Genomic DNA, 26,943 nt, shown 5'->3' on the forward strand with positions numbered 1-26,943 from the left:
GCTAAAAATGTAAAAGCGACATATTTTTTCGAGATGTGTCGCTTTTTTTATTTTATTTGCGATGAAACAACAGAATAACTAGTCAGGTTATCGTTTTAACATTAGTCTTAATGTCATAAGCAAACATTGAGAAAGAAGACGAACAATGACTAATAAAAACGTATTTCAAACACCGCCCCCTTCCCCTTTTTTGCTGACAGAAAATACCAAAAATTGCGCTGAACTTAAGCAATCAATCGAACAATTTCAATCTTGGTTAACAGATGCTTTTCATCATGATGTTGATATCGCTTTATTACTTCAAGCCCGTAGCCATTTCATTGACCAACTATTAACGCAATTATGGCATTATACACAACTCTCTGATTATCCAGATCTTAGTATCATTGCTGTCGGTGGTTATGGCAGACAAGAGTTACATCCGCTTTCTGATATTGATCTTCTCTTTTTAAGTGAAACACCTTTATCACCGGAGGCTGAAGATAAAGTCAGCAAGCTCATTACGTTACTGTGGGATGTACGCCTTGAAATTGGTGCTAGTGTTAGAACAATGGAAGAATGTCTTTTAGAAGGTCTTTCAGACTTAACGGTTGCAACAAACTTACTAGAAGCACGTCTTATTTGTGGAAATAATTCACTTTATAAACAATTAATTAACCATATTTTTAGCCAAGGATTTTGGCCATCACCTGATTTTTTTGCTGCAAAAGTTGAAGAACAAAAACAGAGACATCAGCGATACCATAGCACGAGTTATAATCTAGAACCTGATATCAAAAGTAGTCCTGGTGGACTGCGCGATATCCACACTCTAATTTGGGTAGCACATCGTCATTTTGGTGCTGCATCAGTTTCTGAAATGGTCAACTTTGGCTTCCTAACACCAGCAGAAGGACAAGAGCTATTAGAGTGTCAATACACACTATGGAAAATTCGTTTTGCTCTCCATCTTGTGCTTTCTCGCTATGATAATCGCCTATTGTTTGATAGACAACTCAACGTTGCCCAACTTTTAAATTATGAAGGTGAAGGCAATCAGCCCGTTGAAAAAATGATGAAGGATTATTATCGCGTAACTCGTCGTGTCAGTGAGTTAAATGATATGTTACTTCAGCTATTTGACGAAGCGATCCTTGCTCTGCAACCTAATGTAAAACCGCGTCCTTTAGACAATGAATTTCAACTAAGAGGTTCATTAATTGATGTTGTTGATGATAGTTGTTTCCTTGATGATCCTATCGCTATTATGCGCCTGTTTTTACGTATGGCTGAGCATAAAGAAATCACAGGAATTTATTCAACAACACTCCGCCATTTACGCTACGCTCGCCGACATTTAGTACAGCCTTTATGTGAGTACCCACTCGCACGTCAAGTTTTTATGCAGATATTACGCCATCCTCGTGCTGTTTCTGGTGCATTTGTTCCAATGCATAAACACAGTGTACTCGCGGCTTATTTCCCGCAATGGAATAATATTGTAGGCCAAATGCAGTTTGATTTATTCCATGCCTATACCGTTGATGAACATACTATTCGCGTTTTACAAAAACTTGAAAGTTTTGCTTCTTATGAAAATCGCGAGCAACATCCGCTTTGCGTTGATATTTATCCCAAACTTCCTCAACTTGAATTACTACGTTTATCTGCACTTTTTCATGATATCGCCAAAGGTCGCCATGGAGATCACTCCGTATTAGGAGCTCAAGACGTTGCTCATTTTGCTCAGCAGCATGGTTTAAATCAGAGAGAATCGGCCTTAGTTGAATGGCTTGTTAGTCATCACTTACTTATGTCTGTTACAGCGCAACGACGTGATATTCAAGATCCTGACATTATTTTTCAATTTGCATCGGAAGTAAAAAATGAAAGCCGATTACGTTATCTTTTGTGCTTAACCGTTGCGGATATCTGTGCAACCAATAGTAGTTTATGGAATAGCTGGAAACAAAGCCTATTACGTGAACTTTTTTTATCAACAGAAAACCAGTTACGCCAAGGTATGCACTCTATTCCCGACTTACGTGAGCGTATTCGCCATCACCGTTTGCAAGCACTAACTATTTTACGAATGGAGCAAGTTGATGAAGATAAATTGCAAGCAATTTGGGGGCGTTGCCATGCTGACTATTTTTTACGGCACACACCAGAACAAATTGCATGGCATGCACTTGCATTAATTGAGCATAATAGTGCTGAACCAATGGTGCTAATCAGCCAACAAACTGAACATGGTGGCACTGAAATCTTTATTTGGTGTGCTGATAGGCCTTCCCTTTTTGCATCAGTTGCAGGTGAATTAGATAGGCGTAATTTAAGTATCCATAATGCTCAAATTTTTACTAATCGCGATAATATGGCGATGGATACCTTTATTGTGTTAGAGCCTAATGGTAAACCTCTGGCAATTGATAGATATAATGCAATCCGCAACGCTCTGATCCAAGTTGTCTCCGCCCCTTATAATGCCAATGCAAAAACACGCTCATTACCTGCAAAATTACGCCATTTTGACGTTCCGACAAAAATTAACTTTATCGCTTCTAACCATAATAAGCGCACCTATATGGAACTATTTGCACGAGATCGTCCGGGATTATTAGCAATTATTGGTAAAGTTTTTGCTGATCTTTCACTTTCATTACATGGTGCCAGGATCACCACAATAGGCGAACGTGTTGAGGATTTCTTCGTATTAACCGATAACGAAAATAAAGCATTAAACCAAAAAATGAAGGATGAAGTCGTAGAAAGGTTGACAAAAGCCCTCGTTTCAAAGGATAAAATATAGGAACCCACGACAATACATATAGGAAATACTATTAATGCAAGCATTACAATCTATTATTGATAACGCCTTCGAACATCGTGCTGATATCACACCAAACAACGTTGAACCTCATATTCGTGATACCATTAATAGTGTTATTGCACTGCTAGACAGCGGAAAACTGCGTGTCGCGGAAAAAATTGATGGTCAGTGGGTGACTCATCAGTGGTTAAAAAAAGCGGTTTTACTCTCTTTTCGTATTAATCACAATCAAGTGATAGATGGCAATGAAAGTCGCTATTTTGACAAAGTGCCGATGAAATTCGCTGATTATGACCAAGCTCGTTTTGAAAAAGAAGGTTTTCGTGTTGTTCCTCCCGCAGCCGTTAGACAAGGCGCTTACATCGCTCGCAACACTGTTTTAATGCCATCTTATGTCAACATTGGTGCTTACGTCGATGAAGGTAGCATGGTTGATACATGGGCAACGGTAGGTTCATGTGCTCAGATCGGGAAAAATGTCCATCTCTCTGGTGGTGTTGGTATCGGTGGCGTTTTAGAACCACTACAAGCAAATCCAACCATTATTGAAGATAACTGCTTTATTGGCGCTCGCTCTGAAATCGTTGAGGGTGTTATTGTCGAAGAAGGCGCTGTTATTTCAATGGGCGTTTATATTGGTCAAAGTACCAAAATTTATGACAGAGAAACAGGCGAAGTACATTATGGTCGAGTCCCAGCAGGCTCTGTTGTTGTGTCGGGCAATTTACCTTCTAAAGATGGAAGCTACAGCCTTTACTGTGCGGTGATCGTGAAAAAAGTTGACGCAAAAACGCGTGGAAAAGTTGGTATTAATGAATTGTTAAGAACTATCGACTAATATAAGAACAGCGGATAGAATTAATTCTGTTCGCTATTCTTTCACTCATCTTTCTATCAGGTGCCAATATATGTACGATAATTTAAAAAATTTAGGGATCCCGCATCCTGAAGATATTGACCGCTATACCCTACGCCAAGAAGCTAACAACGATATTTTAAAAATCTATTTTCGCAAAGATAAAGGTGAATTCTTTGCAAAAAGCGTAAAATTTAAATATCCACGCCAACGTAAAACAATTTCTGATGGTCAATCAGGACAAGGTTTTAAAGAAGTAAATGAAATCAATACTAACTTACGTTATGTTATTGAAGAGTTAGATAAAATTTGCCAACAAGACCAAGTAGAAGTCGATTTAAAACACAAGATCCTAGACGACTTGCGCCACCTTGAGCATGTTGTAGCAAATAAAATTGCTGAGATTGAAGCTGATTTAGAAAAACTGACTCGCCGCTAATAACAAGCCATTTTGGCTGATATGTATGTCAGTTTTATAGAAAAACACCGCTTACTTACTGTATAAAACAGAAACAAGCGGTGTTTTAAAATATAGAATATAATTCATTATTTTATTAACCAATTAAATATTGGGTTATTTTCTACTTAATCTAATAGGTTAACCCAGCTTTCAAGCCAATCTATTGCAAATACTTCTGGCTCCGCCACATCCATACCATCTATTTTTAATATTTCGCCGATACGCTTTGCTTGGTGCTCTTGTAACAACTCATCAAATTTCATCCCTGCACCACAAAAAAAGTCATAACTACTATCACCTAAGGCAATCAAGCCATAACTTAGATTTGGCTGATATCCTACATTATCACGTAGTTGATGAAATAGAGGAGCAATGGTATCAGGTAAATCACCTTGCCCAGTACTTGACGTTATTACAAGCACTGTTGAATATTTTTCCCAATCTGCAAGAATACCTTCTTCGTAAATATTAGCTTGATGATTATGCTCAAGTAAAATACGTTGAGCCTCTTCAGCAACTGCTAATGCATTACCATAAACTGTACCTACAAAAATGCCGATTTTAGTCATAATATTTAGCCCACTTAATACTGTTTGATAACTAATAAACTAAACATCAAACATATAATATTATCAATTCATTCTCAATGAGAATAAATTCAGCCATACTTTTTAAAAAGAGACTGAATGAAATTATTACACTTACTCTTCTCCCCATATAAATAACCCAACCAACTTTCAGGGTAATTTATTTTAGATAACTTTGATATAACCATTAAACAAATATCATCGATAGTGAAATATTTATTTTTTTCTTTATAAACATCAAGATAAGATGATATTTTGTTAATTTTATTCTTATAATCAATTAATAAGATCAAAGATTCATTATGTTTTTTAGGAAAAAATAACTTATACACTTTATACAAAAAACCCGTCTCCTTTCTTTTTATAAAATCATCTAATAATGATAAGCATGCATTTGTTTTTCTCTTAATCTCTGCCATTGAATCAAAAACTATTTTTTTATCATTATTTTCTAAATGAGAGGTTTTATTTTTAAATTTATTATTACACTGACTAATACATGAAGAGAGTTCTCTTAATGACTCTAATTTTAGTTTCAACAAATCTGTATTAGACTTTATTTCTTTCAGCTTGAGTTCTAAACTATCGATATCTAAATTAATAATTTTACCATCATCAATATTAAAAATATTTTTTTGATAATATGAATCTAATGCTTTACAATTATTATTTATTTCATTACAAGAGCTAACTAATTTTTCATTAAAAATCTGTAAGTCATCACACTTATAATGTGATTTTTTTATATTTTCAATTATATTTCTATCAATAAAATCAAAAAGATCATTCATTTCTTCAATATTTTCAAACAAGCAACTATTATCTGCTATTTCATGATACTGCTTAATATTCTCATTAAGAAAGTTAAAATGAATCTCAAACTCCATAATAATATTTTTGATTTTCTCTAACTTATTGTCTTCATAGCTATTAACCATTGAGTTTTGACGAGACCCATCATTAGATTCAACGGTATAATCAGCAGCCTTTAGATTACCAAGTTTAACGACCATCATATCATTACCATTTAATTTAAAAGGTAAATTACATCCTGTATTTAATTCTATTGTTTTATTTTTTAATTTTTCAATCAGTTTATTGGCAGATTTAATTTCAATTCCTAAAAGTATATTTTTATCAAGAAAAATATTAATATTTTTATTTTTCGCATTGAAAATTTCATTCTTAAGTGGCGTAGAATTTGTTTCATTGACCATAAAATTAACAAAGTCTTTTATTTCGTTCAATGAGGATAAATCACCAATTGATTTATTTATTTTATTTTTAGCTTCATCTACTTTTTCCAAATGACGGCGGTTATTTTCAGTATAAGAATCAACAGCACTTTGCAGTTCATTTTTTATATTAGTAATAATTGCCTTATCAATATAAATACAATTATGTTTATCTTTTAGAATATGAAAATTATGTTCAAGCAATCTATTAGAAGAGCTTATTATCTTATCCGACAATAAAAATCTTACATTTTCTTTTTCATCATTCATTGATGATAATTTTTTTAATTCATTAAATAACACTCTCATCTTTTTTATCCTCATCACTATACGTTATGATAAGAATATATAAAAATAATGATTAATAATTTCAAAAAAAAAAATTTAAAATGTATAGTAAAGGATATAAAAAAACACGCTCAATAATAAATTTAAGCGTGTTTTTTTAGTTAAAGAGTGCTATTTATTATTCAGTAGTATCTAAAGACCTTATATATTCATCCATTTCAGTTTTTAGATTATCTGACTTAGGGCCAAAAATGGCTTGAATACCTGAGCCAACTACCACAACACCAGCCGCACCTAATCTTTTCAACTCATCACGATCTACTTTTTCAATTTCTTTAACACCAATACGTAAACGTGTAATACAAGCATCTAAACTACTGATATTGTCTTTACCACCAAACGCAGCGACTAAAGATTGTCCCATAGCACTCTTATCAGCTTGTTTCGCGTTTTTATCTTCTACTTCTCGGCCTGGCGTTTTCAGGTTTAGCTTCACGATTAAGAAACGGAAAATAGAGTAATAAGTTATCGCATAAAGTATGCCAATAATTGGGAATAGGTACAGTTTGCTGCTATTACCACTCAATACGATAAAATCAATTAAGCCATGAGAGAAACTTGTTCCATCACGCATACCCAACAAGATACAAATAACAAATGCCAAGCCCGCTAAAATAGCGTGAATAACATAAAGAATAGGAGCAACGAACATAAATGAGAATTCGATAGGTTCCGTGATCCCTGTTAAGAAGGCAGTTAATGCCGCAGAAATCATGATACCACCGACTTTTACTCGATTTTCAGGACGTGCTGAATGCCATATCGCAATAGCAGCCGCTGGCAAGCCAAACATCTTAAATAAAAAGCCACCTGACAACATACCTGCAGTTGGATCGCCTGCCATATAGCGAGGAATATCACCGTGGAATACTTGTCCTGCACTATTTACATATTCACCCACTTGCATTTGGAACGGTACGTTCCAGATATGGTGTAAACCAAATGGTACTAATGCTCGTTCTACAACACCATAAATACCAAAAGCAACAGCAGGGTTTTGATACGCGGCCCACTCAGAAAAACGTTGAATCGCGGTACCAATAGGAGGCCAAATAAAGGCTAAAATAATCCCAACAAAAATAGCGATTAAGCCCGAAATAATAGGCACAAAACGTTTTCCGGCAAAAAAGCCTAAATACTCAGGTAATTTAATTCGATAAAAACGATTAAACATAGAGGCGGCAATAATACCAGCGATGATCCCCCCTAATACCCCTGTATCGGTAAGGTGTTGAGCCTCAATTTCTGCTGGTGTTAAACCTAAAACCCAAGGAGCAACCACAATCATGGTTTTAGACATAATGCCATAAGCCACAACAGAAGCCAGTGCTGATACCCCGTCATTATTGGTAAAACCTAACGCAACACCAATGGCAAAAATAAGTGGCATATTAGAGAAAACCGAACCACCAGCCTCTGCCATAACTTGAGAAACAGAAGAAGGGATCCATGAAAGATCAGCGGAACCGACCCCTAATAAAATACCGGCAACAGGCAGTACAGATACCGGTAACATCAAGGACTTTCCGATTTTTTGTAAAACAACAAATAGGTTTTTAAACATCAAGCAGACTCCCGGAATATGGGTTGTATGTGTTATAAGTTTTGTATTTGTTTAAAGTTAGTGTGGGTTTTTATTTCATAAACTTATCTAATGATAAGCCTGATTTATTTCACATCATAAAATAAATCGCTTAATGAATACATGATAGCTGTCACGTTTCAAACATGTGATCAGATCAATTAATAGAATTATATATTTTACAAATAGTTAAAATAGATTATAAATTTGCGCAAAATATCAAGGCTTAAGTAAAAAAGCCTTGATAGTCACATATTGAAAACAATATTTACAATAAGAAAGGAATTAAAAATGATGAGCTAAATCTTCACCATACTGCTCTAATTCAGGTCTTAATCCACGCCAACCAAATTGATTAATAAGGTGTTGCCAAGGCAGATCCCATTTAGCTGTTAAGTTAAGCGGTTGCAATGTGATTGGGTGAATTAAGTTTAGATGGCTTGCATGTAACATCAAGCGATGAGATTGAAAATGATTTACAACACCACGGTTTTGACGCAAATCACCATGAGCAGTATCGCCAATAATTGGGTGTCGAATATGAGACATATGGCGACGTAATTGATGCTTGCGCCCCGTTTCAGGACGTAGCTCTAATAAACTAAATCGAGATGTAGGGTAGCGCCCAATCGCAACCTCTTTTTCAACAATTCCTAATGGCTGGCAGTGCGTCACGCAATCTTGAATTTTAGGAGGTTGAGTTGCAAATTTATCTGCAATTTTGTCGAGCTCTTCGACTAAAGGGCTATCAATAACAGATGCCTCTTCAACGTATCCTCGAACAACAGCATGATAAATTTTCTCTGTTTTATGTTGTTCAAAAGATTGGGAAAGTGCTCTCGCAACATCTGAAGATAATGCCATAAGCAAAACCCCCGATGTAGGCCTATCTAGACGATGCACGGGGAAAACGTGTTGCCCTATTTGATCTCTTAGTGTCTGCATTACAAACACGGTTTCATGTCTATCTAACCAACTGCGGTGAACAAGCCAACCCGCAGGTTTATTCACTGCAACAAGATGTTCATCTTGATAAATAATATCTAGCATTATCGACCTTATGATTTAAACATTGCGTCAAGTTCACGCAAATGATTGAGTAAATCAGTAACATCTCGACTCTTATCTTCTTTAAATGCTTCTTCGTAATAAGGTGCGATTGCAAATGCATTAGGTAATGGCATCTCATTTTCAATCATCGATGACAATCGCGGAATTAATACCCACTGTAACCATTCATGAGCACTCATTGTATCAATACAAAAAGGCTCAACACTTTCAAATGCTTGCTCAGTAGGAGATTCTAATTGCCATAATTCGATGTTCTTCATCTCTTCTTCAATCAAGAGCAATTTCGCTAGAATACGTTGTTCTTGTGTCATCATTTATCCCTTATATAAAACTTACGAATAAGGATAACATTGGGATGGAATAGCAGAAAACAAATAAAAAAATAAAAGGAGCCGAAACTCCTTTTAGACAAGAAAAATAGCTGTCTGTACAACACATGCGTCCAAGCAAGACCGTTTTTATCTATCCCTGTGATTAAGTCCCTATCCACATTAATGGAAATATCCTATTTCCTGTGTCCTTGATTACTCTACATTTTATCGGTCACCAAACATTCCCTTAGTTGGTGGACGTAGAATGCCAATAATTGGTTAGTTAAACAACCCACAAAACAAAAACAATAAAAGAATCATAACTATAAATAAAAACGATGAGTTAATAACTTATTGCTCTACTTAAATAAATCAATTCTATTTTTATCAGTGACATTTTTTTGATAAAAAACACACGCTTTTTTGTAAGATATATCTCACAAGAAAAAAGGTTTATAGACTACGTCACTCACTATATACAGCGACTAATTCTGATAGAAAGAGAGATAAATTTTCAGCTAAAACTTCTCTTTTCTTTTGGCCAAAAGTTTCAAGAATGACTTCGCCAGAAACATTGCACACAGAAATTATTTCATTTTCTGAATCTGTGGTACCAATAAACAATGTGGGGGTCAGCTTTAAACGCTTTTGAGTCACCAAATGACCAATAATATTTTCTTGTAAGCGAATAAAATCCTCTTCGCTCCACACTTGGATCAAGCTGAAATCTACATCTCTAAAACGAACCTGCATATCACCAGCATACTGAGTGGTAAAGTAATCATGCAATTCAGGGCGAATAATAATCCCCATCGCTTTTTCAACTTTTTCTAGTTTATCTGTTCCTACAAAAGGTTGTGGTAACCAGTAAACAACTTCATCACCGGTTCTTGATATACAAATAGAAGGAACACCATAAAGATCTTCACTTGCAGGAGGTAAACCTGATTTTTCTTGCCACAAATCAACATACTTTTGCGTAAAGGCTTTTAATTCAGAAGAGATGTTTTCAGTCATGATTATCTGTTTTATCTATTTAAATAAGAATTCCCTTTATGTTACCTGATTATGACACTAATTCAGAGCATCAAAAATAAAGCATGCATATACTATTGATGTTTCAATAGTATAATTAACCTTCTTTTATTTTCAGCTAAAGTTAGGATGTAAATTATGTCTTTATATCAAGGCGATAAATCTCTTGAAGCATTATCTCTGGGCAAAGAGACTCAATATCATAATCAATATGATGCCGGATTATTGCAAGGTGTACCACGTAGCCTAAATCGAGATTCACTCGCTTTAACTGCTGAGAATTTACCATTTCATGGTGCTGATATTTGGACTATGTATGAGCTCTCATGGCTGAATAGCAGAGGCTTACCACAAGTTGCTATTGGTCATGTTGAATTAGATGCAACCACTGAAAATCTTATTGAATCTAAAAGTTTTAAATTATATCTCAACAGTTTTAATCAAACGCGTTTTGAAAGTTGGGATATCGTCGAAAAAACCTTACTTAAAGATTTAACGACTTGTGCTAAAGGCAAAATTAATCTGACCATTTATCCACTTTCGCATTTTACATCACAACCTATTGTTAATTTTGCTGGAGAGTGTATTGATGAACAAGATATTGAAATTGATAATTATCAGTTTGATGTGCAATGGTTAAACGAATCGACAACGGAGACTCTGGTTGAAGAAACCCTTGTCAGCCATCTGTTAAAATCAAATTGCCTTATTACTAATCAACCAGATTGGGGTTCAGTTGCTATTCAATATAAGGGTAAAAAGATTGATCGTGAAAAGCTACTACGCTATTTAGTTTCATTTAGGCAACACAATGAATTTCATGAACAGTGTGTTGAGCGAATTTTCCACGATATCATGCAATTATGTGAGCCAGAAACATTAACTGTTTATGCAAGGTATACGCGACGCGGTGGATTAGACATCAATCCTTGGCGTAGTAATTGTGAGTTTGTTCCAGAAATTAGTCGATTAGCCAGACAATAACGGAATAATACCTGTATGTTAATATGATCTGTGTTATACCAAGATCAGTTGCACTTCAGTTTGTTATTTCAGGAGAAAAAGGAGTCCTACGTGATAACTCATGTCAGCCCATTAGGTTCCATGGATCTGCTTTCACAGCTAGAAGTTGATATGCTAAAGAGAACCGCAAGCAGTGATCTTTATCAGCTGTTTCGTAATTGTTCTCTCGCCGTTCTCAACTCTGGTAGCCTTACGGATAGTAGTAAAGAACTGTTATCTAAATACCAAGATTTTGATATTAACGTACTCCGCCGTGAACGTGGCGTAAAACTAGAGTTAGTCAATCCTCCTGAAGACGCCTTTGTTGACGGAAAAATTATTCGCTCACTACAAGCTAACTTATTTGCAGTGCTTCGTGACATATTGTTTGTTCACGGGCAGATCACAACAGCAAAACGTGATCTTCACCTGAACTTAGAAAATAGCACTCACATCACGAATACCATTTTCTCGATTTTGCGTAATGCACGAGCCCTTCATATTGATGAAGATCCTAATATGATCGTTTGCTGGGGCGGCCACTCAATCAATGAAACTGAATACCTTTACGGTAGAAAAGTCGGTAACGAATTAGGGTTACGCGAACTCAATATCTGCACAGGCTGTGGGCCAGGTGCGATGGAAGCACCAATGAAAGGGGCTGCTGTGGGTCATGCTCAACAGCGTTATAAAAATAGTCGTTTTATTGGTATGACAGAGCCTTCAATCATTGCGGCTGAGCCACCAAATCCATTAGTTAACGAACTGATTATTATGCCAGATATTGAAAAACGTCTGGAGTCTTTCGTGCGTATTGGACATGGCATTATTATTTTCCCAGGCGGTGTAGGGACAGCGGAAGAATTGCTGTATTTGCTTGGTATTCTTATGTCTCCAGAAAACCAAGACCAAGTATTACCACTGATTTTAACTGGCCCTAAAGAGAGTGCAGACTACTTTAATGTATTAGATGACTTTATCGCCAATACATTAGGTGACGAAGCCCGACGCCATTACCAAATTATTATTGATGATGCACCTGAAGTTGCTCGTATCATGAAAAAATATATGCCTTTGGTAAAAGATAATCGTCGTAGTACGGGTGATGCTTATAGCTTTAACTGGTCAATGAAGATCAATGCTGATTTACAGCATCCTTTTGAACCAACTCATGAAAATATGGCATCGCTTAACTTAAGCACAAATCAATCACCTGAGAAATTAGCAGCCGACTTACGTCGTGCTTTCTCGGGTATTGTAGCGGGTAACGTAAAAGAAGTGGGTATGAAAGCGATTGAAGCTTACGGCCCTTATAAAATTCATGGTGATCGTGAAATTATGCGTCGCATGGATATTTTATTAGCGGGTTTTGTTGAGCAACATCGTATGAAACTTCCGGGCGGTACCGCTTACCAACCATGTTACGAGATTATCAGCTAATTTATTATGATACATTTGCTGATTATTGATGCTTTAAACCTGATCCGCCGCATTCATGCGGCATCAGGTTCTTCCTGCCAGACTGTGTGTGAACAAAGTGTCAACCAACTGCTTGGTCACACACAACCCACTCATGCCGTAGCTGTCTTTGATGAAGATGACAGAGACGGTAGTTGGCGACATCAACTCTTACCCGATTATAAAGCGGGTCGCACACCAATGCCTGATGACTTGCGACAACAATTACCTGAAATTAAAGCAATGTTACTTAATTTAGGAATACAGAGCTGGCACTCTGGCGGTGATGAAGCAGATGATGTTGCAGCAACATTGGCAACAAAAGTGGCAAGTGCGGGTTTTCGAGTTACGATTATTTCAACGGATAAAGGTTATTGCCAATTACTTTCTCCCTCTATTCGTATACGCGATTATTTTCAACGACGCTGGTTAGATTTAGAATTTATTAGATCTGAATTTGGTGTTGAACCCTCTCAACTTACCGACTATTGGGGATTAACGGGCGTAAGTAGCAGTAAGGTTGCTGGAGTTCCTGGTATTGGGCCTAAAAGTGCTACTGAGCTTTTGAAACTTCATCCAGATCTAGAATCGCTCTATCAGCATATTGATGATGTTCCTACTAAATGGCAAAACAAACTGATCACCCATAAAGAGTCTGCATTTATCAGTCGGAAAATCACGACATTACGTACTGATATTCAATTAAACGGTAATCTGCAACAGTTACGTTTAAAATAGTGAAGATCTCAGTCTTTAAAACTCAACGAGTTAATATCTTTAAATCACTAACTCCCATTAAAAAAGCTAAGCTTCTATTTATAATTATAAGCTTAGCCTTTTATTGTCATCGATAAATCAATATGCTTTGAACGTTTTTAGAACTCACGATCTGGTCGATAAGCAGCCCAAATATTTTGAATATGAACCGTTATTTCTTCTCTATCATGATAAAGGTGTTTAGCTTGGATCTTAACGTTAATCCCTTTTTCCGCTAACTCTGACTTTATTTTTTCAAGAATATGAGAGACTTCCTCATAACGTTTTTTCATTGGCAGTTTTAGGTTAAAGATAGCTTCACGACACCATTCATTAGCAATCCAAGTTGTCATTAATGCCGCCACTTTGGCTGGCTTTTCAACCATATCACAAACAAGCCATGTGATATTTTTAGATGTCGGTTCAAATTTAAAGCCATCAACTTGGTGATGACGAACTTGTCCTGTATCCATCAAAGACTGTGCCATTGGGCCATTATCAACAGCATGTACCATCATGCTGCGTTTGACTAATTGATATGTCCAACCACCGGGGCATGCCCCTAAATCGACCGCTTTCATTCCACTTGCTAAACGCTCTTCCCACTCCTCATAAGGAATAAAAATATGAAATGCTTCTTCAAGTTTTAATGTTGAACGACTTGGCGCATCTGATGGGAATTTTAATCGAGGAATCCCCATATAAAATGCGGAATTATTAAAACTATAAGAATAGCCAACATAACAACATCCCGGTGCAATGAAAAACACATGGACAATAGGACGGCTAAAATTCTCTACTTTCAGCAAAATTTTCTCATTACGTAAATGATTACGTAATGGCACTGTAAATTTACGGCAGAATTTTAATAATTCTTTGCTTTCATTAGTGTCTGCAACTTCAACTCGAAGTTCACCTGCTTTTTCGACAGCACCTTTTAGCATTCCAACAATCGGTGTAATTCTATCTTCTGGCGGTAAATCTTTAAGCAATTCACCTGTCACAAACATCTGACGAGCAAAAATTAATTCACGGAAACTCACTTCACGCGCGATCTTGTCTGCTTCACCTTCTTGGTAGCATTCAAAGATCACATAACCACTTCCCTCTTTAACACGAGGAAAACCGTAAACGCCGATTTGACCTGCTTTATCCGTAATCTCAGCCGCGCACTCTTTTTCAAAACCTTGGCGACAATATAATGCAACTTTATTCATGGCGAGACGCCGGTGCCCTTAGACGCAAAGCGCCAATAAAAATTAAAGTCCAACCAATAAGAAAACTAAATCCACCAATTGGCGTAAAATAAGATAATAATCTAACTTGTGTTAGCGCCATACAATAAAGGCTACCACTAAAAAGTAGAATACCAACACCAAAGAAAATGCCAGCCCAATAAAACCATAAAATGGTTTTACGCATTAACATTGCCGCGATCCCGACAAGTAATAAGGTATGGACGATTTGGTAGCGCATCGCTAACTGAATGTATTCCCAATGTTGTGGCGATAAATGAGGTGCAAGCTTATGAGTTGCAAATGCACCAAAAGCAACATAAAAGAAGCCACTAATCGCGGAAAACATAAGCAATGTACGACTATTCACTGTTTATTCCTTCCTATCTAGAAGATATTTGCCAATCGCAATATTAAGATGATGTCAGTAAACCCAGCTTTTCTTGCTCATTCGCTGCTTGAGATAAAATCCATTGGCGAAAAGCCGCAATTTTACCCAATTCAGCCTGACTATCTTGGCAAACTAAATAAAATGCATTTTTACTAACAAGAACATCTGGAAAAGGTCTTACTAATCGACCTGATTCTATTTCACTACGAGCCATTACATTATTAACTAATGCAACGCCTTGTCCATGTACAGCCGCCTGTATCACCATTGAACTATGGCTAAAAATAGGCCCTTGTTGCACATTTATCTGATTTTGTATCTCTAATTGACGCACATAAGCCTGCCAATCTCGACGAGATGTATCATGTAACAGTGTATGATAAATCAGATCGGATGGGGTTTTTAGTGGTTTTTCACCTGTAAGTAAAGATGGTGCACAAACAGGGATCAAATATTCCGCATAAAGGCGGTCTGTACGTAACCCAGTCCAATTTCCTCTACCATAAAAAATGGCTACATCAACATCGTCAGCCAGCTTATCTTCTTCTCTATCAACAGCCTGAATTCGTACATCAATTCCCGGATAAGCTTGATTGAATCCAGACAGCCGTGGTACTAACCATTGAATAGCAAAACTTGGAGAAAGGCTAACAGTAAGTGCGCCTTTCGCGCTTCGAGCTAATAATTTGCGAGTTGCCTCGTTAATTGATGAAAAAATTTCCTTAATATCGAGGTAATAACTCTGCCCTTCTTCCGTTAGTAAAAGAGAACGGTTGCGTCTTCTAAATAATTTTAGCCCAAGGAATTCTTCTAATGTTTTAATTTGGTGGCTCACTGCTGCTTGTGTCACAAATAATTCTTCAGCGGCTTTAGTAAAACTTAAATGACGTGCCGCTGAATCAAAAACCCTAAGCGCATTTAATGGCGGTAAACGTTTAGACATATTCGGTTCTTAAACCCCTATTTTGGCTATTAGTAGACCCTAACTTTCATCATTAGTTTTTTTTATGCGAAGCATTATAAATTGTCCCTTGATGATTAGCCAGTAAATACCTATAGTAAGCGCACTTCCTAAGCCGGAACGAAAAGTTGTGTAGTAGCAATACTACAAAACTTTTGGCTTTGTGGTTGTGATGTTGTGTTTGCAAGTTGTCTGGAAATTCCAGACTTAGTAGCTGATGCTACTGTTTTTTTTCACTTCCTGTACATTTACCCTGTCTGTCCATAGTGATTTTATAGTGCACCGCCAAGGCGGTGCTTTTTTTATTCCCTATTTTTCTCTGCTTTTTAATTACTCACACATGCCATTTTGATGTTTTCAACCATTTTTTATAATGGACTTATCATCATTATTCTAAAAAAACTCACTACAAATTATCCCCATTAATTTAAAACAAGAAAAAATAGAATATTAATCTGATCTCAGTGATTTTTTATTGAGTGAACTTTCATCATCTTAATCGTGTTATTATGGGTGCAATGACTCATAACAAACGGATGCTCTCAGGTTTCCGTTATAAATAAATATAATTAACCGTATAATCTATACGCCCTATTTTTAACGACAAATCACGAAAATTTATTCGTCTACCAATACAGCCTAACTATGAACGTATTTTCACCTGATTTATTTCGACAACAATTTCCTGCTCTTAAAGAAAAGACTATTTATCTCGATAGTGCTGCAACTGCATTAAAGCCTCTCGCCATGATAGAAGCCTCAGATGCGTTTTATCGCCATGATTTTGCGACGGTTCATCGTAGCCAATATCAGCATGCTAAAGAGACAACGCAACAATATGAGGCGACACGTCAACAAGTTGCCGAATTAATCAATAGCGCTGATAGTGATACGATTATTTGGACAAAAGGCACCACAGAATCACTCAACCTTATTGCTCAAGGTTATTTTCGTCCACGCTTACAAGCAGGCGATGAAATAATTGTGAGTGAGCAAGAACATCATGCAAACCTTATTCCTTGGTTGATATTGGCAGAACAAACTGGCGCACGAGTGATCCGTTGGGCAATTGAGGATCATTTTTTACCTTCAATTGATAACTTAAATGCTTTAATCAATAAGCGGACACGAATTGTCGCTGTTAGCCAAATGTCGAATGTGACAGGCGCTCAAATCGCATTAGATAAAGTGTCCCAATGCGTTCATCAATATGATAATTGCTTACTGATTGTCGATGGAGCACAAGGTATTGCGCATCACCCAACAGATGTCACAGCATTTGATATTGATTTCTATGTTTTTTCTGCCCATAAACTTTATGGTCCTAATGGATTAGGTATTTGTTATGGCAAACGAAAACATTTAGAGGATATGGCACCTTGGCATGGTGGGGGGAAAATGCTAACTAACGCAACATTTGATGGTTTTACTCCAGCCCCGATCCCTCAACGTTTTGAAGCTGGAACACCTAATGTTGCGAGTGTTATTGCCTTTTCAGCCACATTAGCATGGTTAGAAAAACAAGATATGCATCATGCTAACCAATATGCTCTTGAGCTTGCAGAAGAAGCGGAAAAGCGTCTGAGTGAGCTAAATGGATTTATCAGTTACCGAGCCGCCAACTCATCGGTTGTTTCTTTCAATTTCGAAGGTGTTCATCATAGCGATTTAGCAACATTAATCACAGAGAAAGGTATTGCATTACGCACAGGGCAACACTGCGCACAACCTCTTATTGATTCATTAAACATTTCAGGCTGTTTACGCATTTCTTTTATGCCTTATAATCAACACACTGATATTGATGCTTTTATTAATGCCGTTAAATTCGCTCTAACACTCTTAAAAGATGAATAATTGAAATGAATAACAACACACTGTTGCTTGCAACTCAGCACCCATTTGGTCATGAAATTACCTTAGCGATCTTGCTTGAGGATTTCCAAAAAGCAAAAGCATGGGAAGACAAATATCGTCAATTAATTCAACTGTCTCGTAAATTACCCGCGTTACCTGATGAATTAAAAACAACAGAAAAAGAGATCAAGGGATGTGAGAACAGAGTGTGGCTAGGTGTCGAATTAAATAATGAGGGAAAATACCATGTCTATGGCGATAGTGATGGTCGTATTGTAAAAGGCTTACTGACTATTATTTTAGCCACAGTTGAAAATAAAACGGCGCAAGAAATAGCTGATATCGATATGTTAGCGATTTTTGATCAATTAGGATTGGCTAATCAAATTAGCCAATCTCGCACAGATGGAGTGAATGCGATTATCGCGCGATTGAAATCACTCACCTCCCAGTATTAAGTTTTATACTCTAAATAATTCAAGATGTAGCTAGGCGACAAGTGAATAAGTCGCTAGGAGCATATAACCTGTGATTAAAAATAAAATTCATTAATAAGTTAATATATAACAAGTCGATACTCTAAATAATTCAAGTCACAGCTAGGCGACAAGTGAATAAGTCGCTAGGAGCATACATCAGTATGTGACTAGTGCGAATGAACGCAGTCAACAACGCTGTGGCCGAGTACGTTGCGCCTTTGCGAGCATCTTCTTCAACGCATGAGACACCGCAATAAAACCAAACGATGCCGTTACCATCGTTACAGCCCCAAATCCGGCGGAACAATCCATACGTTTCACACCATCAGCGGTACTTTTTGCCGCACAAACCGTCCCATCACCTTGTGGATAAACGAGTTGTTCTGTTGAGAAAACACAGTCGATCCCCAGTTTTCCCTTACTATTTTTTACGACATTAAAATCAGATTTCAAACGCTCTCTTAATTTAGCAGCCAAAGGATCTTGAATTGTTTTTGCCAAATCAACCACTTGGATTTGTGTTGGATCAATTTGTCCACCAGCACCACCCGTTGTGATCACCGGAATTTTATAACGGCGACAATAGGCTAATAATGCAGCCTTTGGTCTTACACTATCAATTGCATCAATGACATAATCAAAGTTGTTATTCATCATTTCAGCGACATTATCAACTGTCACAAAATCATCAATACTGGTCACTTTGCATTCTGGATTGATTTCTAAAATACGCTGTTTCATCACGTCGCATTTAGGTTGCCCCACGCTTTCTTTCAACGCATGTATTTGACGATTAGTGTTAGTCACACACACATCATCCATATCAATTAAGGTGATAGCACCAATACCACTACGTGCTAATGCTTCAGCAGCCCAACTGCCAACCCCACCTATACCCACGACACAGATATGAGCCTGCGCAAAATAAGACAACGCTTTTTGCCCGTAAAGTCGCCCTATTCCAGAAAAGCGTTGTAAATATGAATCTGACAATGAATTTTGCATAATGCGATAACAACCTAAATAACAGAAATAATCATGGCCATTAATATCAATAGCCATGTCGTTTGCATAATTTTACCGTGAATAATGAGCAGATAAAGAGTAAATCGTTTTTATGACGAAGGGTTTAATAAGTTAAGTTGTGATTTTTTTAATACCCAAACACGCCCATAATGATTATAAAAACCTGCCATATGACCAGCATCTTTACCAATTCCATGATAAATATCGAAATGATGGCCTTTAATTGCCCCACCGACATCTAATGCCACCATTAAACGCATTTGATATTCGCCTGTAAAATTACCAGTATTATCAAGTATAGGAATTTCAGCGAGTAATACCGTGCCAGCTGGAATAATACTTCTGTCAGAAGCCACTGAGGCCAGTGCAACAAGTGGGATAGCACTGGCACCTCTAACGGGTGTAAAAGGCTCAGGTTTGAAAAAAACAAATGATGGATTTTCTTCTAATAATTTTCTCACTTCAGCATCATTGTGCTTATCCGCCCAATCTCTGATAGCGAGCATAGACATATCTTTTCTTTCTACTTCACCCTTATCAATAAGTACTTTGCCAATACTACGGTAAGGGTGTCCGTTTTTCCCTGCATAACCAAAAAACGTTAAAGGTTTACCATCACCAAAATCAACATAACCACTTCCCTGAACTTCCATCATAAAATTATCCATAATGGAGTTACTATAAGCTGCAATTAAAGATTGGCTTAATGCGCCATTATAAATAGCAGCGCGAGAAGGCAATTTTGAACGACTATTAGCTGGCATTTTATAAAGAGGGTATTGGAATTCACCTTGTTGCGTTAAACGGGCCTCAAGAACAGGCGTGTAATATCCAGTAAATTGAACATTGCCGTAATTATCAACACCTTCCATTTGAAATGCAGAAAGATTGAACTGACGTAATTGACGTGTATCTGCACCAGAGCGTAACCAGTTTTCAACCGCCTGATAAGTCTCTTTATTGCTATTATACAAACGAGATGATGTTTGGTTTATCTGGCGGACTTGTTGTAAGTAATCAGGGCCATTAATAGGTGTACCTTGCGTATTTGGCGAACTTACCTCAATGAGATCTTGCTTAAGCTTTCCATCTTTATACTGTTGCCCTTGCTCTGTCGGACGATGACATCCTGTCAAGGCAAGCGCTAACATACCTAAAATTAACGATTTTCGCCAAGTAACCATTTTTGACCCGCTTAATGACTAAATTTGAGTGTTGATTCTGAGTTAGAAAGATACCAAAGCAAAATCAATAAAGATATGAATATGGTAATTGCTAAGACTTTCTATTATCACCCAATCAATATGACTTTTAAACCTTAAGTATATACGCTAAATAACTTGAAGCGTGACGAGTATAACTGCCTAAATTTGCATCTCGATGTATTATTTCTGACCGTTTTTAAAAGAAAACTGTAAAAATTTCATAAAAAACTTGCAACTCGGCAGATCCTGAGTATAGTGCCCCTCTGTGGAGACGCGGGGTGGAGCAGCTTGGTAGCTCGTCGGGCTCATAACCCGAAGGTCGTCAGTTCAAATCTGGCCCCCGCAACCAATTCACAAAGCAGTAAGTTATAGTATCAGTCGCGGGATGGAGCAGCATGGTAGCTCGTCGGGCTCATAACCCGAAGGTCGTTGGTTCAAATCCAGCTCCCGCAACCAATTCTATAAACAACAATTCAGTCGCGGGATGGAGCAGCATGGTAGCTCGTCGGGCTCATAACCCGAAGGTCGTTGGTTCAAATCCAGCTCCCGCAACCAATTCTATAAACAACAATTCAGTCGCGGGATGGAGCAGCATGGTAGCTCGTCGGGCTCATAACCCGAAGGTCGTTGGTTCAAATCCAGCTCCCGCAACCAATTCTATAAACAACAATTCAGTCGCGGGATGGAGCAGCATGGTAGCTCGTCGGGCTCATAACCCGAAGGTCGTTGGTTCAAATCCAGCTCCCGCAACCAATTCTATAAACAACAATTCAGTCGCGGGATGGAGCAGCATGGTAGCTCGTCGGGCTCATAACCCGAAGGTCGTTGGTTCAAATCCAGCTCCCGCAACCAATTCTATAAACAACAATTCAGTCGCGGGATGGAGCAGCATGGTAGCTCGTCGGGCTCATAACCCGAAGGTCGTTGGTTCAAATCCAGCTCCCGCAACCAATTCTATAAACAACAATTCAGTCGCGGGATGGAGCAGCATGGTAGCTCGTCGGGCTCATAACCCGAAGGTCGTTGGTTCAAATCCAGCTCCCGCAACCAATTCTATAAACAACAATTCAGTCGCGGGATGGAGCAGCATGGTAGCTCGTCGGGCTCATAACCCGAAGGTCGTTGGTTCAAATCCAGCTCCCGCAACCAATTCTATAAACAACAATTCAGTCGCGGGATGGAGCAGCATGGTAGCTCGTCGGGCTCATAACCCGAAGGTCGTTGGTTCAAATCCAGCTCCCGCAACCAATTTCTCTTCAAGATTTCCTCTTATTTTTTCTCTTAATTTACAAACCTAATTTTATCCCCCATAGATTTACTAAATAAAATTTCTTTTATCTTAATAACGCATTGTATTAGATAGATTTATTGTGTTGAAAATACAATAAAAACGCCAATAGAAAGCACATGATATTGGCTTTCTATTGGGCTATAAGAAAAGGAGATAGAGAGAGATTAGCTACGATCAGCTAAGGTTAATTCACCGCCATTAGCAAAATAAGCTTTGATCCCTTTAAAGATAGATTCAGCAATTTGTTGCTGGAACTTAGCTGTTTTCAGTTTTTTCTCTTCTTCAATATTACTGATAAAGGCCGTTTCAACCAGAATTGATGGAATTTCTGGCGCTTTTAATACCGCAAAACCTGCCTGGTCGACTTTATTTTTATGCAGTTTATTAATCCCACCCATGAGCTTAAGTACTTCGCTACCAAATTTTAGGCTGTCATTAATCGTCGCAGTTTGCACAAGATCTAACATGGCATGATCAACATAACGATCGCCGCTTTTACTCACCCCACCAATTAAGTCAGACTCATTTTGTGTTTGAGCAAGATAACGTGCCGTATTACTGGTTGCCCCCGTTTTTGATAAAGCAAAAACAGATGACCCCCTTGCAGAGCGGTTTGTAAACGCATCAGCATGGATAGAGACAAATAAATCTGCCTGCATTTTTCGCGCTTTAGCAACACGTACTGTCAATGGAATAAAAACATCTTCATTACGTGTCATATACGCCTTCATTTTGGCGTCTTTATCAATAAGCGTTCTTAAGCGACGAGCAATTTGTAAAACCACATCTTTTTCACGTGTTTTATATTTACCAATTGCCCCAGGATCTTCCCCTCCATGACCAGGATCAATCATGATAATGATGGGTCTATCTCGCCCTGCTCTACCCGGTTTACGTGTGTCGGTTTGTGCTGGCACTGCTTGCTGTAAATCACCGTCGTTATATTCACGCAATAGTGCTAACAGAGGATCGTCTTCCGTGTCAGCACCATGGCTTGGGTAGAAATCTAACACCAAACGGTTTTTAAATTCAGCCACAGGCTTAAGCGTAAACATTTGGGGTTGTACAGGCGTTTTTACTTCAAATACCAGTCGTACTGTTTTAGGTGTATTTTGACCAACGCGAATAAGTTTTAAATACGGATCGCTAGTCTGAACCTGATTAGCAACACCTTTCAGTACGCTATTAAGTTGAATACCTTCTAAATCCACCACAATACGTTCAGGATTTGATAATGCAAACTGACGATATTTCAGTGGTGTACTGGATTCTATAGTCACGCGAGTATAAGTCGATGCAGGCCAAACCCTCACAGCAACAATAGATGCCGTGGCAGCAAGACCAACAGGACTAACACTTAACAATAATAACGCGCCAATTCCTTTAACAAGACGACGACGAGTTTGATTGTGCTCAGAATGACTCATGAAAATATTCCAAAAAAACGATTAACGTCAATAAACTCTAAAAAGAGATAAAAAAAGTTAAGAACGAAAAACTTTACCCAATCCACACTTCACTGTCACTTAAAAACAGCACAATTACTCACTTTTACACGAATATTCTGCCTTCAGGGAAAACAATAAGATAGGATTTTACTTGCCATTCCTCTCCAAAAAGAATAAAAATACATTAAATTCGAATAAAAATTCACTTGAGAGGGTTTTATGAAAGAGCGTAGCACCGAATTGGTCGATGGATTCCGCCACTCGGTTCCGTATATTAATGCACATAGAGGCAAAACATTTGTCATTATGCTGGGGGGTGAAGCCATTGCTCATGAAAACTTCCCATCTATCATTAATGATATTGGGTTGTTACACAGCCTAGGCATTCGTTTAGTGGTTGTTTATGGTGCTCGCCCACAAATTGATACTGCGCTTGAAGTACAAAAAGTATCTCCGATTTATCATAAATATACGCGCATCACAGATAGCAAAACCTTAGAAATCGTTAAACAAGCTGCGGGTACATTGCAACTCGATATTACAGCTCGCCTATCAATGAGTTTAAGCAATACGCCATTACAAGGTGCGCATATTAATGTTGTCAGTGGTAACTTTGTTATCGCACAGCCATTAGGGGTTGATGATGGCGTTGATTATTGTCATAGCGGAAAAATTCGTCGTATCGATGAAGAGGCTATTCATCGCCAGTTAGACAGCAATGCCATTGTATTAATTGGCCCAGTTGCCGTGTCTGTTACAGGTGAAAGTTTTAATCTCACCTCAGAAGAAGTGGCAACCCAGCTTGCGATAAAACTTAAAGCACAAAAACTGATTGGTTTTTGCTCATTCCAAGGTGTTATCGACGAAGAAGGTCACATTGTTTCTGAACTGCTACCTAATCAAGCTGAAGATAAAATTCGAGAGCTACAAACCGAGGGTGATTACCATTCAGGTACAGTAAGATTCTTACGGGGAGCGGTTAAAGCCTGTCGTCGTGGTGTAGAGCGCAGCCACTTACTAAGTTATCAATCTGATGGTGCGCTTATTCAAGAATTATTCTCTCGTGATGGTATTGGTACTCAAATCGTCATGGAGAGTGCAGAGAAAGTTCGTAGAGCAAATATTAATGATATTGGTGGCATACTCGAACTTATTCGCCCATTAGAACAGCAAGGTATTTTAGTCAGGCGTTCAAGAGAACAATTGGAAATTGAAATTGACCAATTCACTATTATTGAACGCGATAATATGACGATTGCATGCGCAGCGCTCTACCCTTATCCATCAGAAAAAATTGGTGAGATGGCTTGTGTTGCAGTACATCCAGATTATCGTAGCTCTTGCCGTGGTGAGGTTTTGCTACAACGTATTTCAGCACATGCTAAGCAATTAGGGTTAGAAAAGCTGTTTGTTCTAACAACGCGTAGCATACACTGGTTTCAAGAAAAAGGATTTGAACCTGCTGAAATTGATAAGCTACCTATTGAAAAACAAGCGCTTTATAATTACCAACGGCGCTCTAAAATTCTGATTTTAGACTTACATAAAGAGTAATTACCGAGCACAAAAAAGACAGGATCCCTCTCAATGCCTGTCTTTTGTGATTTTCCATTCTTAACTAACCACTAATAACGTAATTTATCAATTAATCCACTTCGACGTTGAATACGTGTTTGTATTGCCATTTTCACCATAGACTCTGAAGCATAAAGAGAAAGCTTCTGTTTAGCGCGTGTTAATGCGGTATACAGCAATTCACGACTAACAACTGGTGAAAATTTATCGGGTAGTACTAACGCCGTATGAGTAAATTCAGAACCTTGTGATTTATGCACAGTCATTACATACGCAGTTTCATGTTGCGGTAATCGACTCGGTTGGATTGCTTTCAATTTCCCATCAGGTAGTTGAAAAAAGGCCTTCATTTCACCTTCATCGTTATTGAGCATAATGCCAATATCGCCATTAAACAGACCTAACGTACTGTCATTTCGTTGGATCATAATGGGACGCCCAATATAATCACTTTGATAACTATTTGTAGGACGGCGGATCAATCTCTGGCGATGCAATAACATTTCAATTCTGTCATTTAAACCACTCACCCCAAAAGGGCCTTCTCGTCGTGCGCACAATAAACGGTATTGGTTAAATGCATTAAGAATAATATCAGGTGATGCTTTTTGAGAAACTAAAGTGAGATACTCCCGATAGGCATTAACGGCATCTTGTATCATCAATAAATAGCTTTCTTTTGACTCTAAAGCAATAAAGCTCACATCTTGAGGCTCTAATGCTATTTCTAGTTGTTGTGGGCTAATTTCAGCTTTTTTTAGTAACGCGATGGCTGTTTTGGTCTGCCCTTTATTAACCGCAAAAGCAAGTTGTCCTATCCCTGAATCTTCACCAAAACGGTAGCTTTTACGTAATAGGCACAGAGAATCACTGACGACAGATACGGGTGTTTGAGAGACAGGAATAATCTCCGTCGATTTAACCAATTCACCTTGAGTTAAATAATTAATCTGCTCAAATCTTTTTTGGCTGAAACCATCTTCAGAAAAACGGCAAATATCACCTAGTACAGCACCGGCCTCAACAGAAGCAAGTTGGTCTTTATCACCTAAGAAAATAACATGACATTTTGATGGAAGTGCATCAATCAGGCGTGCCATCATAGGTAAATCAACCATTGAAGCTTCATCAACCACCAGAATATCAAGCTGTAATGGATTATCTTTATGGTAGCGCACTTGTTGACTTTCAGGTTGAGCACCTAATAAACGATGAATAGTTTGTGCCTGCTTTGGCATCCACTTATTTTCGTCTTCACTTAAATTAAGTTGTGCCAGAGCGTGGCCTAAAGATTCTGTTAATCTCGCAGCCGCTTTACCTGTAGGAGCCGCTAATTGAATAATCGGCTTTTCATTCGATGTGAGCATCACAAAAGCCGCTAAAATTTTAGCTACTGTTGTCGTTTTTCCCGTTCCGGGACCGCCAGAAATAATAGAGATCGGACTTGTGATAGCAACACTGGCAGCCACTTTTTGCCAATTTGTTTCTTGGCTTTCTTTCGTTGCTGGAAACAGCTGATTGAGTACCTTAATTAATTCATTTTCATCAATATCAACAATGGTATGCGCTTGCCTAAAAAATTGAGCCACTTTCTCTTCATAGCTCCACATTCTTTGTAGATAAAGAAGTTCATTATCTAAAATAATGGGGACGGAAAGATCATCACGGCTTTGATTAACGCAATGACAATGAGTCAACTCTTCGACAATTTTTTTAGCAGAAGGATTACCCATTTTTTGCCAAACTTCTTGTGCAAACTCTTTTTGCCTGCCATCAAACAGTTGATCTTTTTGAATAATATTCAATGGTAAACAAACATGACCCGCACCAGTTTGAGCACTCAAATAAGCAAATACAAACAGTAAAATAGGGTTTTCATCTTCAACCAGCATTTGTGCAAATCGAAGATCTAGCGGTCGTAATAAGTTGTGTGTAATCGCTTGTTTTAATAGTTTGATCATT

22 protein-coding genes and 10 tRNA genes are annotated in these 26,943 nt (G+C 37.9%); 19 read left to right on the plus strand and 13 right to left on the minus strand.

Annotated features, from left to right (window positions below):
- Positions 1-145: 145 nt before the first annotated feature.
- The 3 genes from glnD to B6258_RS05390 all read left to right on the plus strand — a co-directional run bounded on the left by glnD (position 146) and on the right by B6258_RS05390 (position 4,107).
- A complete protein-coding gene (gene glnD, locus B6258_RS05380; RefSeq protein ID WP_099074411.1) occupies positions 146-2,791 on the plus strand; it encodes a bifunctional uridylyltransferase/uridylyl-removing protein GlnD in 2,646 nt (881 codons plus the stop codon).
- Positions 2,792-2,825: 34 nt separating this feature from the next.
- On the plus strand, positions 2,826-3,650 hold the full coding sequence (gene dapD / locus B6258_RS05385) for a 2,3,4,5-tetrahydropyridine-2,6-dicarboxylate N-succinyltransferase (RefSeq protein ID WP_099074412.1): 825 nt from the start codon (positions 2,826-2,828) through the stop codon (positions 3,648-3,650).
- Between the two features lie 70 nt (positions 3,651-3,720).
- Positions 3,721-4,107: a DUF3461 family protein gene (locus B6258_RS05390; RefSeq protein WP_099074413.1), complete on the plus strand. Its 387-nt coding sequence runs from the start codon at positions 3,721-3,723 to the stop codon at positions 4,105-4,107.
- Positions 4,108-4,253: 146 nt separating this feature from the next.
- Here B6258_RS05390 and B6258_RS05395 read toward each other — a convergent pair whose 3' ends face one another.
- From B6258_RS05395 to syd, 6 genes are all read right to left on the minus strand, one after another.
- On the minus strand, positions 4,254-4,697 hold the full coding sequence (locus B6258_RS05395; protein WP_099074414.1) for a flavodoxin: 444 nt from the start codon (positions 4,695-4,697) through the stop codon (positions 4,254-4,256).
- A gap of 89 nt (positions 4,698-4,786) precedes the next feature.
- Positions 4,787-6,259 (minus strand): hypothetical protein, encoded by a 1,473-nt coding sequence (locus B6258_RS05400; RefSeq protein WP_099074415.1) that lies wholly within the window; start codon positions 6,257-6,259, stop codon positions 4,787-4,789.
- A gap of 157 nt (positions 6,260-6,416) precedes the next feature.
- Positions 6,417-7,862, minus strand: a complete 1,446-nt coding sequence (gene ptsG, locus B6258_RS05405; protein ID WP_099074416.1) for a PTS glucose transporter subunit IIBC — start codon at positions 7,860-7,862, stop codon at positions 6,417-6,419.
- Between the two features lie 303 nt (positions 7,863-8,165).
- Positions 8,166-8,930, minus strand: a complete 765-nt coding sequence (gene truC, locus B6258_RS05410) for a tRNA pseudouridine(65) synthase TruC (RefSeq protein WP_099074417.1) — start codon at positions 8,928-8,930, stop codon at positions 8,166-8,168.
- An 8-nt stretch (positions 8,931-8,938) separates the two neighbouring features.
- Positions 8,939-9,262, minus strand: a complete 324-nt coding sequence (locus B6258_RS05415; protein ID WP_099074418.1) for a YqcC family protein — start codon at positions 9,260-9,262, stop codon at positions 8,939-8,941.
- Positions 9,263-9,727: 465 nt separating this feature from the next.
- Complete coding sequence (gene syd / locus B6258_RS05420) at positions 9,728-10,279, minus strand: SecY-interacting protein (RefSeq protein ID WP_099074419.1); 552 nt, start codon at positions 10,277-10,279, stop codon at positions 9,728-9,730.
- 156 nt (positions 10,280-10,435) lie between these two features.
- Here syd and queF point away from each other — a divergent pair, with 156 nt between their 5' ends.
- The 3 genes from queF (at position 10,436) to xni (ending at position 13,495) form a co-directional block, all read left to right on the plus strand.
- Complete coding sequence (gene queF / locus B6258_RS05425) at positions 10,436-11,281, plus strand: NADPH-dependent 7-cyano-7-deazaguanine reductase QueF (protein WP_099074420.1); 846 nt, start codon at positions 10,436-10,438, stop codon at positions 11,279-11,281.
- A 90-nt stretch (positions 11,282-11,371) separates the two neighbouring features.
- Complete coding sequence (gene ppnN, locus B6258_RS05430) at positions 11,372-12,739, plus strand: nucleotide 5'-monophosphate nucleosidase PpnN (RefSeq protein WP_099074421.1); 1,368 nt, start codon at positions 11,372-11,374, stop codon at positions 12,737-12,739.
- Between the two features lie 6 nt (positions 12,740-12,745).
- Positions 12,746-13,495 carry a flap endonuclease Xni gene (gene xni, locus B6258_RS05435; RefSeq protein WP_099074422.1) on the plus strand — a complete coding sequence of 250 codons (750 nt, stop codon included), beginning with the start codon at positions 12,746-12,748 and terminating at the stop codon, positions 13,493-13,495.
- A gap of 137 nt (positions 13,496-13,632) precedes the next feature.
- On the opposite strand, the gene rlmM is transcribed toward xni, so the two are convergent.
- From rlmM to B6258_RS05450, 3 genes are read right to left on the minus strand one after another with little or no spacing between them, the layout of a single operon-like run.
- A complete protein-coding gene (gene rlmM / locus B6258_RS05440) occupies positions 13,633-14,730 on the minus strand; it encodes a 23S rRNA (cytidine(2498)-2'-O)-methyltransferase RlmM (protein ID WP_099074423.1) in 1,098 nt (365 codons plus the stop codon).
- A complete protein-coding gene (locus B6258_RS05445; protein ID WP_099074424.1) occupies positions 14,723-15,118 on the minus strand; it encodes a DUF423 domain-containing protein in 396 nt (131 codons plus the stop codon). The genes rlmM and B6258_RS05445 overlap by 8 nt, the downstream gene beginning before the upstream one ends.
- Positions 15,119-15,161: 43 nt before the next feature.
- Entirely contained in the window at positions 15,162-16,082 is a 921-nt protein-coding gene (locus B6258_RS05450) for a transcriptional regulator GcvA (protein ID WP_023582728.1), read from the minus strand.
- Between the two features lie 663 nt (positions 16,083-16,745).
- Here B6258_RS05450 and csdA point away from each other — a divergent pair.
- The gene (gene csdA, locus B6258_RS05455; protein WP_099074425.1) at positions 16,746-17,957 is read left to right on the plus strand and encodes a cysteine desulfurase CsdA; all 1,212 of its coding nucleotides are present in this window, start codon (positions 16,746-16,748) and stop codon (positions 17,955-17,957) included.
- 5 nt (positions 17,958-17,962) lie between these two features.
- Entirely contained in the window at positions 17,963-18,415 is a 453-nt protein-coding gene (gene csdE / locus B6258_RS05460) for a cysteine desulfurase sulfur acceptor subunit CsdE (RefSeq protein ID WP_099074426.1), read from the plus strand.
- Positions 18,416-18,622: 207 nt separating this feature from the next.
- On the opposite strand, the gene tcdA is transcribed toward csdE, so the two are convergent.
- Both tcdA and mltA read right to left on the minus strand, forming a co-directional pair.
- Positions 18,623-19,441, minus strand: a complete 819-nt coding sequence (gene tcdA, locus B6258_RS05465; RefSeq protein WP_099074600.1) for a tRNA cyclic N6-threonylcarbamoyladenosine(37) synthase TcdA — start codon at positions 19,439-19,441, stop codon at positions 18,623-18,625.
- Positions 19,442-19,551: 110 nt separating this feature from the next.
- A complete protein-coding gene (mltA, locus tag B6258_RS05470; RefSeq protein WP_099074427.1) occupies positions 19,552-20,646 on the minus strand; it encodes a murein transglycosylase A in 1,095 nt (364 codons plus the stop codon).
- Between the two features lie 293 nt (positions 20,647-20,939).
- On the opposite strand from mltA, the gene B6258_RS05475 reads away from it, so the two are divergent.
- From B6258_RS05475 to B6258_RS05520, 10 genes are all read left to right on the plus strand, one after another.
- A tRNA-Met gene (locus B6258_RS05475) sits at positions 20,940-21,016 on the plus strand.
- A gap of 30 nt (positions 21,017-21,046) precedes the next feature.
- Positions 21,047-21,123, plus strand: a tRNA-Met gene (locus B6258_RS05480).
- A gap of 22 nt (positions 21,124-21,145) precedes the next feature.
- Positions 21,146-21,222 (plus strand) — tRNA-Met (locus B6258_RS05485).
- A 22-nt stretch (positions 21,223-21,244) separates the two neighbouring features.
- Positions 21,245-21,321: transfer RNA gene (locus B6258_RS05490), tRNA-Met, on the plus strand.
- Between the two features lie 22 nt (positions 21,322-21,343).
- Positions 21,344-21,420 (plus strand) — tRNA-Met (locus B6258_RS05495).
- A 22-nt stretch (positions 21,421-21,442) separates the two neighbouring features.
- Positions 21,443-21,519 (plus strand) — tRNA-Met (locus B6258_RS05500).
- 22 nt (positions 21,520-21,541) lie between these two features.
- Positions 21,542-21,618: transfer RNA gene (locus tag B6258_RS05505), tRNA-Met, on the plus strand.
- 22 nt (positions 21,619-21,640) lie between these two features.
- Positions 21,641-21,717: transfer RNA gene (locus tag B6258_RS05510), tRNA-Met, on the plus strand.
- Positions 21,718-21,739: 22 nt separating this feature from the next.
- Positions 21,740-21,816 (plus strand) — tRNA-Met (locus tag B6258_RS05515).
- A 22-nt stretch (positions 21,817-21,838) separates the two neighbouring features.
- Positions 21,839-21,915: transfer RNA gene (locus tag B6258_RS05520), tRNA-Met, on the plus strand.
- A 207-nt stretch (positions 21,916-22,122) separates the two neighbouring features.
- Here the strand turns inward: B6258_RS05520 and amiC are convergent.
- The gene (gene amiC, locus B6258_RS05525) at positions 22,123-23,385 is read right to left on the minus strand and encodes an N-acetylmuramoyl-L-alanine amidase AmiC (RefSeq protein WP_099074428.1); all 1,263 of its coding nucleotides are present in this window, start codon (positions 23,383-23,385) and stop codon (positions 22,123-22,125) included.
- 240 nt (positions 23,386-23,625) lie between these two features.
- Between amiC and argA the strand changes: the two genes are divergently transcribed.
- A complete protein-coding gene (gene argA / locus B6258_RS05530; RefSeq protein ID WP_099074429.1) occupies positions 23,626-24,960 on the plus strand; it encodes an amino-acid N-acetyltransferase in 1,335 nt (444 codons plus the stop codon).
- A gap of 71 nt (positions 24,961-25,031) precedes the next feature.
- On the opposite strand, the gene recD is transcribed toward argA, so the two are convergent.
- Positions 25,032-26,942: an exodeoxyribonuclease V subunit alpha gene (gene recD / locus B6258_RS05535; protein WP_099074430.1), complete on the minus strand. Its 1,911-nt coding sequence runs from the start codon at positions 26,940-26,942 to the stop codon at positions 25,032-25,034.
- Position 26,943 lies beyond the last annotated feature (1 nt).

It is taken from the genome of Proteus alimentorum, assembly GCF_002607735.1.
Taxonomy (GTDB): domain Bacteria; phylum Pseudomonadota; class Gammaproteobacteria; order Enterobacterales; family Enterobacteriaceae; genus Proteus; species Proteus alimentorum.

Coding starts and splice junctions, on each gene's coding strand:
- glnD (WP_099074411.1), top strand. CDS start 146: ATGACTAATAAAAACGTATTTCAAACACCGCCCCCTTCCCCTTTTTTG.
- dapD (WP_099074412.1), top strand. CDS start 2,826: ATGCAAGCATTACAATCTATTATTGATAACGCCTTCGAACATCGTGCT.
- B6258_RS05390 (WP_099074413.1), top strand. CDS start 3,721: ATGTACGATAATTTAAAAAATTTAGGGATCCCGCATCCTGAAGATATT.
- B6258_RS05395 (WP_099074414.1), bottom strand. CDS start 4,697: ATGACTAAAATCGGCATTTTTGTAGGTACAGTTTATGGTAATGCATTA.
- B6258_RS05400 (WP_099074415.1), bottom strand. CDS start 6,259: ATGAGAGTGTTATTTAATGAATTAAAAAAATTATCATCAATGAATGAT.
- ptsG (WP_099074416.1), bottom strand. CDS start 7,862: ATGTTTAAAAACCTATTTGTTGTTTTACAAAAAATCGGAAAGTCCTTG.
- truC (WP_099074417.1), bottom strand. CDS start 8,930: ATGCTAGATATTATTTATCAAGATGAACATCTTGTTGCAGTGAATAAA.
- B6258_RS05415 (WP_099074418.1), bottom strand. CDS start 9,262: ATGACACAAGAACAACGTATTCTAGCGAAATTGCTCTTGATTGAAGAA.
- syd (WP_099074419.1), bottom strand. CDS start 10,279: ATGACTGAAAACATCTCTTCTGAATTAAAAGCCTTTACGCAAAAGTAT.
- queF (WP_099074420.1), top strand. CDS start 10,436: ATGTCTTTATATCAAGGCGATAAATCTCTTGAAGCATTATCTCTGGGC.
- xni (WP_099074422.1), top strand. CDS start 12,746: ATGATACATTTGCTGATTATTGATGCTTTAAACCTGATCCGCCGCATT.
- rlmM (WP_099074423.1), bottom strand. CDS start 14,730: ATGAATAAAGTTGCATTATATTGTCGCCAAGGTTTTGAAAAAGAGTGC.
- B6258_RS05450 (WP_023582728.1), bottom strand. CDS start 16,082: ATGTCTAAACGTTTACCGCCATTAAATGCGCTTAGGGTTTTTGATTCA.
- csdA (WP_099074425.1), top strand. CDS start 16,746: ATGAACGTATTTTCACCTGATTTATTTCGACAACAATTTCCTGCTCTT.
- csdE (WP_099074426.1), top strand. CDS start 17,963: ATGAATAACAACACACTGTTGCTTGCAACTCAGCACCCATTTGGTCAT.
- tcdA (WP_099074600.1), bottom strand. CDS start 19,441: ATGCAAAATTCATTGTCAGATTCATATTTACAACGCTTTTCTGGAATA.
- mltA (WP_099074427.1), bottom strand. CDS start 20,646: ATGGTTACTTGGCGAAAATCGTTAATTTTAGGTATGTTAGCGCTTGCC.
- amiC (WP_099074428.1), bottom strand. CDS start 23,385: ATGAGTCATTCTGAGCACAATCAAACTCGTCGTCGTCTTGTTAAAGGA.
- argA (WP_099074429.1), top strand. CDS start 23,626: ATGAAAGAGCGTAGCACCGAATTGGTCGATGGATTCCGCCACTCGGTT.
- recD (WP_099074430.1), bottom strand. CDS start 26,942: ATGATCAAACTATTAAAACAAGCGATTACACACAACTTATTACGACCG.